The 12,167-nt window shown below is 60.8% G+C and carries 12 protein-coding genes and 1 riboswitch; of the genes, 4 read left to right on the top strand and 8 right to left on the bottom strand.

Going from position 1 to position 12,167, the window contains the following annotated elements; genetic code table 11:
* Window positions 1-39: 39 nt before the first annotated feature.
* From LIX91_RS09905 to LIX91_RS09920, 4 genes are all read right to left on the bottom strand, one after another.
* Window positions 40-1,404, bottom strand: coding sequence for a DUF1329 domain-containing protein (locus LIX91_RS09905; RefSeq protein ID WP_226488420.1), 1,365 nt, complete (start codon window positions 1,402-1,404; stop codon window positions 40-42).
* A gap of 28 nt (window positions 1,405-1,432) precedes the next feature.
* Window positions 1,433-3,370: a DUF1302 domain-containing protein gene (locus LIX91_RS09910; RefSeq protein ID WP_003415081.1), complete on the bottom strand. Its 1,938-nt coding sequence runs from the start codon at window positions 3,368-3,370 to the stop codon at window positions 1,433-1,435.
* Window positions 3,371-3,679: 309 nt separating this feature from the next.
* Entirely contained in the window at window positions 3,680-5,362 is a 1,683-nt protein-coding gene (locus LIX91_RS09915; protein WP_003415080.1) for a fatty acid--CoA ligase, read from the bottom strand.
* Window positions 5,363-5,520: 158 nt separating this feature from the next.
* Entirely contained in the window at window positions 5,521-6,153 is a 633-nt protein-coding gene (locus LIX91_RS09920) for a LysE family translocator (protein ID WP_100072297.1), read from the bottom strand.
* Window positions 6,154-6,386: 233 nt separating this feature from the next.
* On the opposite strand from LIX91_RS09920, the gene LIX91_RS09925 reads away from it, so the two are divergent.
* Window positions 6,387-7,385: a class I SAM-dependent methyltransferase gene (locus tag LIX91_RS09925; protein ID WP_003415078.1), complete on the top strand. Its 999-nt coding sequence runs from the start codon at window positions 6,387-6,389 to the stop codon at window positions 7,383-7,385.
* 39 nt (window positions 7,386-7,424) lie between these two features.
* Window positions 7,425-7,618, top strand: a riboswitch (yybP-ykoY riboswitch).
* Between the two features lie 13 nt (window positions 7,619-7,631).
* A complete protein-coding gene (locus tag LIX91_RS09930; protein ID WP_226488421.1) occupies window positions 7,632-8,216 on the top strand; it encodes a TMEM165/GDT1 family protein in 585 nt (194 codons plus the stop codon).
* A gap of 54 nt (window positions 8,217-8,270) precedes the next feature.
* Here LIX91_RS09930 and LIX91_RS09935 read toward each other — a convergent pair whose 3' ends face one another.
* From LIX91_RS09935 to LIX91_RS09950, 4 genes are all read right to left on the bottom strand, one after another.
* Window positions 8,271-9,089: a M48 family metallopeptidase gene (locus LIX91_RS09935; RefSeq protein ID WP_003346150.1), complete on the bottom strand. Its 819-nt coding sequence runs from the start codon at window positions 9,087-9,089 to the stop codon at window positions 8,271-8,273.
* Between the two features lie 183 nt (window positions 9,090-9,272).
* Window positions 9,273-9,902 (bottom strand): SOS response-associated peptidase, encoded by a 630-nt coding sequence (locus LIX91_RS09940; RefSeq protein WP_003365552.1) that lies wholly within the window; start codon window positions 9,900-9,902, stop codon window positions 9,273-9,275.
* A gap of 29 nt (window positions 9,903-9,931) precedes the next feature.
* Entirely contained in the window at window positions 9,932-10,192 is a 261-nt protein-coding gene (locus tag LIX91_RS09945) for a putative signal transducing protein (RefSeq protein ID WP_003318203.1), read from the bottom strand.
* Window positions 10,192-10,374, bottom strand: a complete 183-nt coding sequence (locus tag LIX91_RS09950) for a CPXCG motif-containing cysteine-rich protein (RefSeq protein ID WP_003318204.1) — start codon at window positions 10,372-10,374, stop codon at window positions 10,192-10,194. Before LIX91_RS09950 ends, LIX91_RS09945 begins: the two co-directional genes overlap by 1 nt.
* A 103-nt stretch (window positions 10,375-10,477) precedes the next feature.
* On the opposite strand from LIX91_RS09950, the gene LIX91_RS09955 reads away from it, so the two are divergent.
* The gene (locus tag LIX91_RS09955; protein WP_024692321.1) at window positions 10,478-11,644 is read left to right on the top strand and encodes a 1-acyl-sn-glycerol-3-phosphate acyltransferase; all 1,167 of its coding nucleotides are present in this window, start codon (window positions 10,478-10,480) and stop codon (window positions 11,642-11,644) included.
* Between the two features lie 296 nt (window positions 11,645-11,940).
* Entirely contained in the window at window positions 11,941-12,147 is a 207-nt protein-coding gene (locus tag LIX91_RS09960; protein ID WP_003346138.1) for a hypothetical protein, read from the top strand.
* Window positions 12,148-12,167 lie beyond the last annotated feature (20 nt).

Raw genomic sequence — 12,167 nt, forward strand, 5'->3', positions numbered from 1 at the left:
CCAGGCAGGCGCTGAGTTACAGCGTGTATCGGTCAGGTATCAACGAACCCCATCCTGACGCAGCGCGTTGGGGGTGAAGTCGCTGGTGCCGGCTGTGAAGCCGAACTCGTAGGCCTTCTTCTCTTCGTTCTTCATGCCCAGCGCCACGTAGCGACCCGATTGCAGGTCGTACAGCGTTTCTACCGCGTACCACGGCACTTGCTTGTCGTAGTAGTTTTCCGAGTGCGCCTCGGCCACGCGCCACAGCTGACCACGCCCGTCATAGTGGTCGATGACCGCGGCCTGCCAGGTGTCTTCATCAATGAAGAAGTCACGCTTGGCATAGATATGGCGCTGCCCTTCCTTGAGGGTGGCGGTCACGTGCCAGACGCGGCGCAGTTCGTAGCGGGTCAGGTCCTGGTTGATATGGCCGGCCTTGATGATGTCGGCGTACTTGAGCGTCGGATCGTCCAGCTTGTGGCTGTTGGAGGCGATGTACATTTCCTGCTTGCCGATCAGTTTCCAGTCATAGCGGTCCGGCGCGCCGTTGTACATGTCGAGGTTGTCGGAGGTGCGCAGCCCGTCGGACGCGGTACCCGGCCCGTCATAGGACACCTGCGGGGCACGCCGGACGCGGCGCTGACCGGCGTTGTACAGCCACGCCGAACGCGGCTCCTTCACCTGATCGAGGGTTTCATGCACCAGCAGCACGCCACCGGCCAGACGCGCCGGGGCGGTGACTTCCTGCTTGAAGTAGAACAGCACGTTGCCTGGATTTTTCGGGTCGAAATCCCTCATCTTGTCGCGAAACACGAACTGATCGGAGAAATACACCAGGCTGTAGGAGCCATTGGGCTGTGGCGTGGCCTGGGTGACCAGACGCTTGACGCTGCCGCCCCGGTAGCGGGTGATGTGGTTCCAGATGACCTCGACGCCACTGGCCGGGATCGGGAACGGGATGGCCGTATCGAAGTTTTCCAGACCACTGCCGCCACCGACCAGTTTGGTGGTGGTGGCATTCTTTTTGATCGCGGCGAACACGTCATCCGGCACGGTGGCACCGCGATGGGTCGGGTAGACCGGAATCCGGTAGCTCTCCGGGTAACGCTTGAACATCGCGTATTGGCCCGGTGCCAGCTTGTCCTTGTACTGCTCGACATTGGCGGCGGTGATGATGAACAACGGTTTTTCACTGGCGTAGGGGTTGGCAAGGAAACCCTTGCTGTCCACCGCCCCGGCGTTTTTCGGCATCGGGCTCCAGGCCGGGATGGTGTTGGCCGCATTACCGGCCTTTTCCGCGCCCATCGGCGTCAGCGAGGTGCCCAGCTTTGCCGCTTCGGACTCGGACACCGCAGCCATCACACCGGTCGCCAGCAGCGACATCCCCAGAACCCCGGCCTGCAACAGACTTTTTGTTATTTTCATGTTCATCGTCATCCTGAAAACCATGTTCTTAGAAGTTCATGCCGAAGCTCAGCGCCACGAAGTCCCGGTCATCGACCGTGGTGTACTTGCCATCAAAGAAGTTGGTGTAGGAAAGGTTCGCGGTGTAGGTGTTCTGGTACTCGGCATCGAGCCCCAGGCTGACGGCCTTGCGCCCCTCTTCGAAGTTGCCGCCTGGGCCGGGTGAATAGCCTTTGACGTCATGCGACCAGGCCACGCTCGGCTTGAGGTTGACCCCGGCGAACACGCTGTTGTAATCCCAGATGGCACGCGCGCGGTAGCCCCAGGAGTTGGCGGTGGTAAAGCCGTCGTCTTCGCAATAGCGGGTCAGGTTGTTCTGCTCGGCACCGGTCAGCGTGCCGGCGTTCAAGGTTGCGCATTGACCGCCAGGCAGCGGCCCCGGACCGTACACCGGATCGCGGCCATAACGGATTTTGGAGGTGCTTTCGAGCCCGCCAACGTGGGTCCAGCCCACTTCACCGACCACCGTCAGACGCTCGGCGCCCATGACCTGATCGAAGAACTGGGTAAATGTGGTCTGCATCTGGGTGATTTCTTTGCGGCGATAACCGGCTTGATCCGTATTCGGCTGCCCGCTGAGTAGCGACACGTTGGGGTTGAGCGGCGAAATGCCCGAATAGAGGATGTCGGTGGTATTGACCTGAATCGGCGCATTGGGGCGATAGCTGATCTCGCCGCTCCACGCCGTGCCGGTGGGCAGCGTGGTCGAGAAGCTCAGGCCGTACAGACGAATGTCTTCGGGGTATTCGACGTAGTAACTGGAGTTGCCCGCCACCACCACCGGCAGCAGGCTGGGGGCCAGCGCGGCGGCAGTGCTGGCAGGAATGCCGTTGCGGACCAGCGAACCGACCAGCCCTTGCGGACTGAACGAAGCGGCCGAGCCGCCGCGCCCGCTGAAAATCGGCGCACGGCTGTGGTAATTCATCATGTACGCGCCGAACTCGGTGTCCAGCGGTTCGAAGTTGTAACGCAAGGCGAAACCGAACTGGCCGCTGTCGCGTGCATCGCGGTCAGGGCCTCGGCGCACCACCGCGCCCTCATCCGGGTTGCCGAACACCACGCCCTGCTGCGACAGCGAATTGAACACCGCACCACGTGCGCCGGCTGGCAGACCGGCAGCCGTCAGCGAGCTGTTCAGGCCGCTGCGGCTGCGCAATACCGCGAGGTTGTTGTTGCAGCCATCGGCAATCACATCGGGTTGCGAGAAGAAGGTGCCGCAGTTGTCGACGACCGTCTGGTCCCATTCCAGCTGGTAGAAACCTTCGGCAGACAGGTTGTCGGTCAGGCTCTGCGACAGGTAGAACATGTTGACCGGAATCAGGCCTTCCTTGATTTCCGAACCGGGTCGCCGGAAGGCCGAGACATCGACGGGGTTGACGCTGTTGATGCCGCCCTGAATGAAGGTACTTTCCCCCCAGCTGATGACCTGCTTGCCGAAGCGCACGGCGCCCGGCTGATCGGCAATCGAATAGTTGTGATAGACGAAGGCGTCGAGCAGCTGGAACCCGGACGACTTGGCGCCCTCCTTGCGGCCCGAGTCGCTGATGTCCTTGAACTCGCGGTTTTCATCCTTGAGTTCGAAGTCGTACCAGTATTTGCCGCGCAGGAAAACACCGGTATCGCCGTACTTCAGTTCCAGATCATGAATGCCCTTGAAGATCTTCGAAAACGTCTCCCCACGCTTGAAGTTCAAGTGGCCGTCATCGGACGTCTGCGACAGACCACGCCCGCCGTTGTTGGCGCCGATCAGGTTCTTGTTGGGATTGGCCGTCGACCAGCTCGCGCCCACCGACAGCGACGAGTCGAAACTGCCTTCGATCTCGCCAACGTTGAAGGTCACGGCAAAGGCCGGGGTGGCGAGCGATGAGGCAAGGCTGACAGCCAGAGGCAGCCTGGCCCGACGCCAGAAGGGGGATGTGCTTGTCATCGACGCTACTCCTTGTGTTTTATTGTTATGGCGGTGGGGAAATCCAGAAACGAATCAGTCATAGAATCAACACACGCGCCAGGTCCGTTCTTGCCATTCCCGGTGCTGACTATAGCCAGCACGCCCCGACGCTAGATCCCTCTAAAGTGTGATTTGCACGACCAACGCCTCTGGACCGCCCGTTTCCGGGAAGCCGCCAAAAAACATGTGGCGGGGAGGATGGCGTAATTTGCAAATTTGGCAAGTCACAGAGCAGGACCTGCAGCGCAGACACGTGCCGTCGCCAACGGATACGGCACGCCCGAGGTGTCAGAGGGTCGAGAGAAAGGCACTGTTGCTGCTTTGCCACTCCACGATGTCCAGGCGCATGCGCTTCTTGTCCAGTTTGCCGACGCTGGTCTTGGGAATTTCGGTAACAAGCGCGATCTGGCTGGGAATGGCCCACTTATTGATGTGACCTTGCTCGACAAACGGCTTGAGGTGTTCCTTCAAACCCTTGGCGTCGAGCTGCTGGCCATCGCGAATCACCAGCAAGGCAAACGGTCGTTCGCCCCATTGCGGATCGGCGATGCCGACCACTGCCACTTCGCGCACTGCCGGATGGCGGCTGCACAAGTCTTCGAGTTCCAGCGAGGAAACCCATTCGCCACCGGTCTTGATCACGTCCTTGATGCGGTCGCGAATATCGATGAAGCCCATGCCGTCCAGCGTCGCCACGTCGCCGGTGTGCAGCCAGCCCCCTGCCCACAGCTCGGCGCCTTTTTCGGGCTCGCGAAAGTAGCTTCCGGTCAGCCAGGGCGCACGTAAGACCAGCTCGCCTTGGGTTTCGCCGTCGGCCGGGAGAGAGTTGCCCTGTTGATCGATGATGGCGGCCTCCACCAGCATCCCCGGCACGCCGGCCTTGATCCGGTAGGTGATGCGCTCGTCTTCACTGCCGGCTTTCAGTTCTTCGTTGATGTGCGCTACGGAAATGAGCGGTCCGGTTTCGGACATCCCGTAAGCGGCAGTGAGCTGGATGCCACGGGATTTGGCGGCCTGATACAGGCTACGAGTCAGGGAACTGCCGCCAATGATGATCTTCCAGCCGCCGAAATCGACGTCCTGAGCAGACTTGGCGTTCAGGAGCATTTGCAGGATGGTCGGCACGCAATGGGAGAAGGTGACTTTCTCCCTGCGCCACAGCTCTACCAGCAACTCGGGATCGTAGCGGCCGGGGTACACCTGTTTCAGACCGAGCATGGTTGCCGCATAGGGAATGCCCCAGGCATGCACGTGAAACATCGGTGTGATCGGCATGTAGACGTCATCGGTGCCCAGCAGCCGGGTGCTGTCGATACAGCCCATGATGGTCGCCACGCCCATGGTGTGCAGCACCAGTTGGCGGTGGGTGAAATACACGCCCTTGGGGTTGCCGGTAGTGCCGGTGGTGTAAAACGTGGTGGCGACCGAGTTTTCGTCGAAATCCTCGAACACGTACTCGGGGCTGGCCGCAGCCAGCAGGGTCTCGTACTCGCCCACCAGGTTGGGCAGGTCGGCGCTCTTGTCTGGCAAGTCGGTCAGCAACAGGGTCTTTTCGACCGTGTTCAGGTGTCCGGACATGGCCTGATACAGCGCCGTGAACTCGCTGTTCACCAGCACCAGACGGTCATCGGCGTGGTTGATGGTGTAGGCGATCTGCTCGGGAGAAAGCCGCACATTGACGGTGTGGATGACCGCGCCAATCATCGGGATGGCAAACATGCACTCCAGGTAGCGGTGGCTGTCCCAGTCCATCACCGCCACCGTGTCGCCGGCCTTCACGCCTGCCGCCGTCAGCACGTTGGCCAGGCGGCGGATGCGTTCGTTGAGGGTGGCGTAGGTATAGCGGACCGAATCACGGTAGATGATTTCGCGCGTCTTTTCATAACGACCGCCCGACAACAGCAGGCGCTTGATCAACAGAGGGCACTGATACGCGCCATCGGCGGGCGCAAGAACGCGAGTCTGTAACATATGAAGCCCTTTTCAAAGTCCATAGGCGTGCTGAAAATATGCACTCTAGGGCCTCGGGCTGCCAGTGAAATCAGTAAAAGGGATGATTTGCCGAGACGCCCCGCGCTGTCTGCAAGGGGCGTCCGGAGTGCTGCATATGCAGGGCCTGAATCCAGCGTTCAGCGGACCTCGGTCAGCGCCAGTTTGATGCCCAGCGCGATCAGCACGCCGCCCATGGCCCGGTCGAACCAGTGCCCCATGCGCGCGAATCCTGCGCGAACCCGGGCCTGGCTGAACAGTCGCGCCACCAGACAGAACCACGCCGCAGTCGCCACTGCGAGGTACACGCCGTAACCGCCCTGCACCAGCAATGGCGTGTGTGGATTGATCACCACGGTGAACAGCGAGAGGAAGAACAGCGTCGCCTTGGGGTTCAGGCCATTGGTGACGAAACCGCTGATGTAGGCACCGCGCGCCGTGCGCTCGCCGGGAGCGGCCTTGATGGCGGCATCGCCCGTAGCAGCGGCCGGTTTGGCGCGCAACGCCTTGATGCCGATGTACAGCAGATAAGCAGCGGCTGCCCATTTCAGCGCGTTGAACAGCACGATGGACTGGGAAACGATAATCCCGATCCCCAGCAGCGAATAACCCACATGCAGAAAGATCGCCGAGCCGACGCCCAACGCCGCCCAGGTCCCTGCCTTGCGCCCATGAGCGACACTTTCACGCACCACCACCGCGAAATCCGGACCGGGACTGGCCACTGCCAGCAGGTGAATCAGCGCAACGGTAAGAAATTCTGCCCAGTACATGCGGGACCTCCTGGAGGATTGACGTCTGACCCGGCAGATTACGCTGTCTGGTGTGTCCGCAACAGGTTCCAGCATGATACGACGCAGGGCTTGCTCTAACTATGGTGCGACGCTGGAGCATGCGGAACGATCGCAACTATCGTGCGGCGCTCTGCGTCGCATGCCGTTCTGGACGCTCCGCGTCCTCCTGGCCCATATCCTGTTAGACTGCGCGCTTTTTCAGGAGCCATTCCATGGACCCGCGCAGTGAAGTGTTACTCCGTCAGGCCGAGCTGTTTCAGGGCTCGCTGTTGTTGGTCGGGCTGCCCGCCGATGACCTGCTCGGAAAACTGCCGGATGCACGTGGATGGTGCTGGCACGCCGGTGATCAGGCGGCTCTGGACGCACGCTTTGAAGGGCGTGTGGATTTCGGCGTCGAAGCGCCACAGACTGACTTCGAAGCCGCTGTGCTGTTCCTGCCCAAGGCACGTGACCTGACCGACTACCTGCTCAATGCACTGGCCTCGCGACTGGCCGGACGCGAGCTGTTTCTGGTCGGCGAGAAACGTGGCGGCATCGAAGCGGCTGCCAAGCAACTGAGCCCTTTCGGCCGCGCGCGCAAGCTGGACAGCGCTCGCCATTGCCAGCTGTGGCAGGTCACCGTCGAGCACGCACCGCAAGCCGTCAGCCTGGAAAGCCTCGCCAGGCCCTACCAGATCGAATTGCAGGACGGCCCGCTCACCGTCGTCAGCCTGCCCGGCGTGTTCAGCCATGGCCGCCTCGACCGTGGTTCAGCCCTGTTGCTGGAAAACATCGACAAGCTGCCCAGCGGCAACCTGCTCGACTTCGGTTGCGGCGCCGGAGTGCTGGGCGCGGCGATCAAGCGTCGTTACCCGCACAACGAAGTCATCATGCTCGATGTCGATGCCTTCGCCACCGCCAGTTCGCGCCTGACCCTGGCCGCCAATGGCCTGCAAGCCCAAGTGCTGACCGGTGACGGCATCGACGCAGCACCGATGGGGTTGAACACGATTCTGAGCAACCCGCCGTTCCATGTCGGCGTTCATACCGATTACATGGCAACGGAAAACCTGCTGAGAAAAGCACGTCAACATCTTAAATCAGGCGGCGAACTGCGCCTGGTGGCGAATAACTTCCTGCGTTATCAGCCGCTGATCGAAGAGCACGTCGGGCAGTGCGACGTCAGGGCCCAAGGCAACGGTTTCAAAATCTACAGCGCCAAACGCCCCTGAAATAAGCACTTGCCGAAACGTTTTCGCGGAGGCAGAATCCGCTCCGTCCTAGGGGAGTAGTCTCCCACGAGCCCCATGCTCGTCCGGCACGTATCAACATACTTGGTCCTCAGACCATGGTACGTGCGACCCGGAATCCGCTCAGACGGATCGGTGGTTTGACAAGACCTATGACACGAACACCTTACCCGGGGCGGGGAGGTCGTACGTGTCATAGCCGTGTCGGCCCGCCCCTTAGGAAACCTGATGCTGGAATCATTCTTAGTCCCTACCGCAGTGGTCGCGCTCGCCGAAATCGGTGACAAGACGCAGTTGCTCGCGCTCATTCTCGCTGCGCGCTTTCGCAAGCCATGGCCGATCATCGCCGGCATCGTCGCCGCAACGCTGGCCAACCATGCGGCAGCCGGCGCTGTAGGTGCCTGGTTCAGCAGTTATCTGTCAGACGCAGTGCTGCACTGGATCCTCGCCGCCAGCTTTACCGCCACGGCGCTGTGGACACTGGTTCCGGACAAGATGGACGATGACGAGGCCAGCACGACACGCAAGTTCGGCCCGTTCATGACCACGCTGATCACGTTCTTCATCGCTGAAATCGGTGACAAGACGCAGATCGCCACGGTGATGCTGGCGGCGCAGTATTCCTACCTGTGGCTGGTCATTCTGGGCACCACGGTGGGCATGCTGCTGGCCAATGTGCCGGTGGTGCTGGCGGGCAATTTCGCTGCCGAGAAGCTGCCGCTGACCCTGATCCGCCGACTGGCTGCCTGCGCGTTCTTCGTGCTGGCGCTGGTAGCGGTTTACAAGGCAATGCAAGTCAGCGGCTGGGTGTGATCCTGGCCCGTAGCGTTGCGAAAACACTCGCAACGCTACGGGCCACTCGTCCACTCAGGATTTAGCGGCTTTCTGGTACAGCGGCATGACTTTCGGTATCGCAGCCTGCAACGAAGCGATGCGACTTTCCGAGGCCGGGTGAGTGCTCATGAACTCAGGCTGCGAACCACCGGAGTTCTGGGTCATCTTCTGCCACAGGGTGATCGCTGCATTCGGGTTGTAACCGGCGCGTGCGGCCAGTTCCAGACCGAGCAGATCGGCTTCGTTCTCGTTACTGCGGCTGTTGGGCAGCGTCAGGCTGTAGTTGACCACGGTATCTGCCAACGCCAGGCTGTCCTGTCCCAATCCCAGCAAGGCACCTGCGCCCTGCTTGGCCATTGAAACACCGTATGCCTTGGACATCGCTTCACGCCCGTGCTCGCGCAGGGCATGGGCGATCTCGTGGCCCATGACCGCCGCGATTTCATCGTCGGTCAGTTTGAGGGTATCGATCAGGCCACTGTAGACAATGATCTTGCCACCAGGACCACAGTTGGCGTTCAGCTCGTCGCTCTTGATCAGGTTGACTTCCCACTGCCACTGCGCCGAATCCGGCCGTAATTTGGGCGCCTGGGCAATCAGTCGATCGGCGATTGCATGAACCCGCTTGGCATTGGCGCTGGTGGTGTCCAGCACCCCTTTGCTGGTCGCCTCGCCAACGGTCTGCTGGTAGGACTGGGCGTACATTTTGTTGACTTCATCCGTGGAGAGCATGCTGAACATGTACTGTTTGCGCTCCACACCGACCGAGTCGCCACTCGTGGTATTGACTGCCTGACACCCGCCGAGCAGCAACGCAGCGCTCAAGGCACAGAAGGCAAATGAAGGACGCATGGTGTATCTCCTTGTGTATGAAACGGTCAGTCCCGGGGCAGACCTCTGCGCCAGATACCGGCAAACTGGCATCTTGGTCTTTGACAGGGGTGGATGGTTCCCGCAGGTGTGTCCAGTTTGTATCAGATGTCCTTCAACGCGGATATCGGATTTGTCCGATTCGGTGTTTTTTGCCTTGCCCTACTAACTTAGCGGCGTGAGGCACTCGGGGGCATTCAGCTTCGGATCATTGACCAGATTGGCCAAAGGCCGTTCGCGCAGCGCCGTCTGCGGGGCAGCCAGCAACGCTTGCAGGGTCGGCAGCGGCGTGTCGGCGGCCAGCCAGTCTTTCTGACCCTTGGCATCCAGAATCAACGGCCGACGCTGGGTCGCAGCCGCCTGGGTGACCACCGCGACGCTCAGGTAGGTATGCCCCTGCACCGGATAGGCTTCCCAGATCGCGGCGAAAAACAGCGCGGCGCCCTCTCCCGGCGTCAGCCAGAAAGGACGCTTGCGCACCGTACCACGCCATTCGTAAAAGCCGTTGGCGGGGAGCAGACAGCGGCGATGGGTGAAGGCATCGCGAAACATCGGCTGCTCGGCCACGGTTTCGGCGCGGGCGTGGGCAGGCGTTTTCGACAGGTCGGTGAGCCAGGCCGGGGTCAGGCCCCAGCGCGCGCGCACCAGTTCGATACCGTCCGCGTTTTCGGCGGCACGCATGATCAACACCCAGTCGGCTGGCGAAATATTCCATTGCGCCTGCTGATCGGCAGGAAAACCGGGCAAGGCGGCAAAGGCAGGGGTCCAGCGAAACAGGGCGTAGCGTCCACACATGGGGGCTAATCAGACTCGTTTGAAGGTGCTCAGCACACCAGTACATCGGGGAAGTCGTCCGGCTCATCGCCAGACAGGGGCGAAGCGCTATTGTACGCAGTGATCAACGCTCGTGCGCGCGCGACCTGCGCATCTTCGACCTTGAGTGCCAGAAGCCCCAGCCCCGGTAGCTCGCCCATCGCCCCGAGCAGATCGCGACCGGCCAGATGCGCGTTGATGCCTTCGCTGGCAAGCATTGCCAGCAGCAACTCGGCCTCCATCAGGTTCTCGGGCTCGTAGATCTTCTGCATCACTCGTTCTCGCTGCGAACGTCCAGATTCCAGTCTTCGCCGTCGGTCTGCAGGTCGAAAACGATCGGGCGGCAACAGACCGGACAGTCTTCAATGTACTGTTGATCGCCGCCGGAAAGGTCCAGTACGGCTTCGACAGGTTCGCCGCAATAAGGGCAGTCGTAACTCTGTAATTCCTGCATCACGGTCTCCGGGATCAGTTATGCGTATAATTGACCCATTCTTCAGAAGGCAGTTTTAACAAATCCGTCTTCTTTTTACCCTATTCGATTCAAACAAGAGAGCATGATGGGCGAATTTGATGCCATCCGACCTTACAACGATGCAGAAGTCCCCGCCGTCTTGGCACGTCTGCTGAGCGACAAAGCCTTTCTCGCCATTCTGACCCGATTCCGCTTTCCACGCCTGGCGGGCGCGTTCGGCTGGCTGCTGCAGCCAACCCTGGCACGCAAGCTGCGCCGCGAGTTTGCCGGTATCGACTCGGTCGCCACGCTGCAGGACAAGGTCGAATATTACGTCGACCACACCATCGAACGCGCCACGGACGGGGTCACCTACACCGGCGTCGAACAGCTGAAGTCCGGTTGCGCCTACCTGTTTCTGGCCAACCATCGCGATATTGTCATGGACCCGGCGTTCGTCAACTACGCCGTGTACCACGCAGGCCTGCCCACTCCGCGCATCGCGATTGGCGACAACCTGCTGCAAAAGCCATTCGTCAGCGACCTGATGCGCCTGAACAAGAGCTTCATCGTGCACCGCTCGATCATCGGGCGGCGCGAGAAAATGGCGGCTTATCAATTGCTGTCGGCGTACATCAATCACTCGATCACCCAGGACTGCCAGTCGATCTGGATCGCTCAGGCCGAAGGCCGCGCCAAAGACGGTGACGACCGTACCGAGTCGGCGATCCTCAAGATGTTCCACATGAGCCGCAAGGATGAGCCATTTGGCGACGTGATTCGTTCGCTGAACCTGATCCCGGTGTCGATCAGCTATGAGTATGATCCGTGCGACAGCGCCAAGGCCCGCGAGCTGTACATTCGTGCGACAACCGGCGCCTACACCAAGACGCCGGGCGAAGACGACGTGAGCATTGCCCTGGGGATCACCGGCTATAAAGGCCGTGTGCATGTGAACTTCGCACCGCCGATCACCGAGCATTTCGAGGACACTAAGCAACTGGCCATCGAGATGGATCGGCAGATTCTCGGCGGCTATCGGCTGTTCCCGGTGCATTACCTGGCGTACGCGCAGTGGAGCGATGCCGATCCGGCGCTTGAAGTGCCGAAGGCTGAAGCGCTGTTCCCGGCCGATGAACTCGAGCGCGCCAGGGAAGAGTGGGAAAGCCGCCTGGCAGGCACGCCGATCGAGCACCGCCCTTACATGATTCAGCAATACGCGACTCCAGTGCGCAACCAGTACCGCGTCAAGGCAGGGCTGGCGCTTTAAGACCTGGAACGCCTATCGTGCCCGTGCTGCGCGTGGGTACGCCGTTCCGGGCGCTCTGCGCCCGGTCTTGAGCGCTTCAGCGCCATGACGCAGAGCGTCACCCAAGGCTTCCCCACGCGGGAGCGTGAGGAACGACAGGTATATGGGAGAGCACGTGTCATGCCCAGGCTCCGCGTGGTCATGCGCCCTCGAAACATCCTGCATGACAATTCTCTGCCGCTGTCACCCCAGCGTCATACTTCGCCTGCATTGTGTGGCTCCTTGAGAAACGGACTTCCCTCTCTTTGGAGCTTGTCATGCTGCATGCAAAAAATCAGGATCGCCTTTATCTCATCGCCCCAAGCGATGAGCAGCAGGAGTTGATCGATGGCCTGGCCTTCAATGTTCAGGACCGCCACTGGCTGGTCTACTGTGCACTGGGCGGGCATGTTCATCATGATCTGCCGGATCTGGATCAGGACACGGGCTTGAGTTTCCTCGACTTCTACCAGCAGGCGGCTTGATACCAAACCCGGAACAGCAA

Source organism: Pseudomonas sp. B20 (assembly GCF_020515755.1).
GTDB classification, from domain to species: Bacteria; Pseudomonadota; Gammaproteobacteria; order Pseudomonadales; family Pseudomonadaceae; genus Aquipseudomonas; species Aquipseudomonas syringae.

Bases quoted from the DNA above. Each gene is read 5' to 3' on its own strand.
- LIX91_RS09930 (WP_226488421.1), top strand. From the start codon at position 7,632: ATGCTGGAATCATTCTTAGTCCCTACCGCAGTGGTCGCGCTCGCCGAA.
- LIX91_RS09925 (WP_003415078.1), top strand. From the start codon at position 6,387: ATGGACCCGCGCAGTGAAGTGTTACTCCGTCAGGCCGAGCTGTTTCAG.
- LIX91_RS09955 (WP_024692321.1), top strand. From the start codon at position 10,478: ATGATGGGCGAATTTGATGCCATCCGACCTTACAACGATGCAGAAGTC.
- LIX91_RS09950 (WP_003318204.1), bottom strand. From the start codon at position 10,374: ATGCAGGAATTACAGAGTTACGACTGCCCTTATTGCGGCGAACCTGTC.
- LIX91_RS09910 (WP_003415081.1), bottom strand. From the start codon at position 3,370: ATGACAAGCACATCCCCCTTCTGGCGTCGGGCCAGGCTGCCTCTGGCT.
- LIX91_RS09940 (WP_003365552.1), bottom strand. From the start codon at position 9,902: ATGTGTGGACGCTACGCCCTGTTTCGCTGGACCCCTGCCTTTGCCGCC.
- LIX91_RS09945 (WP_003318203.1), bottom strand. From the start codon at position 10,192: ATGCAGAAGATCTACGAGCCCGAGAACCTGATGGAGGCCGAGTTGCTG.
- LIX91_RS09960 (WP_003346138.1), top strand. From the start codon at position 11,941: ATGCTGCATGCAAAAAATCAGGATCGCCTTTATCTCATCGCCCCAAGC.
- LIX91_RS09905 (WP_226488420.1), bottom strand. From the start codon at position 1,404: ATGAAAATAACAAAAAGTCTGTTGCAGGCCGGGGTTCTGGGGATGTCG.
- LIX91_RS09920 (WP_100072297.1), bottom strand. From the start codon at position 6,153: ATGTACTGGGCAGAATTTCTTACCGTTGCGCTGATTCACCTGCTGGCA.
- LIX91_RS09915 (WP_003415080.1), bottom strand. From the start codon at position 5,362: ATGTTACAGACTCGCGTTCTTGCGCCCGCCGATGGCGCGTATCAGTGC.
- LIX91_RS09935 (WP_003346150.1), bottom strand. From the start codon at position 9,089: ATGCGTCCTTCATTTGCCTTCTGTGCCTTGAGCGCTGCGTTGCTGCTC.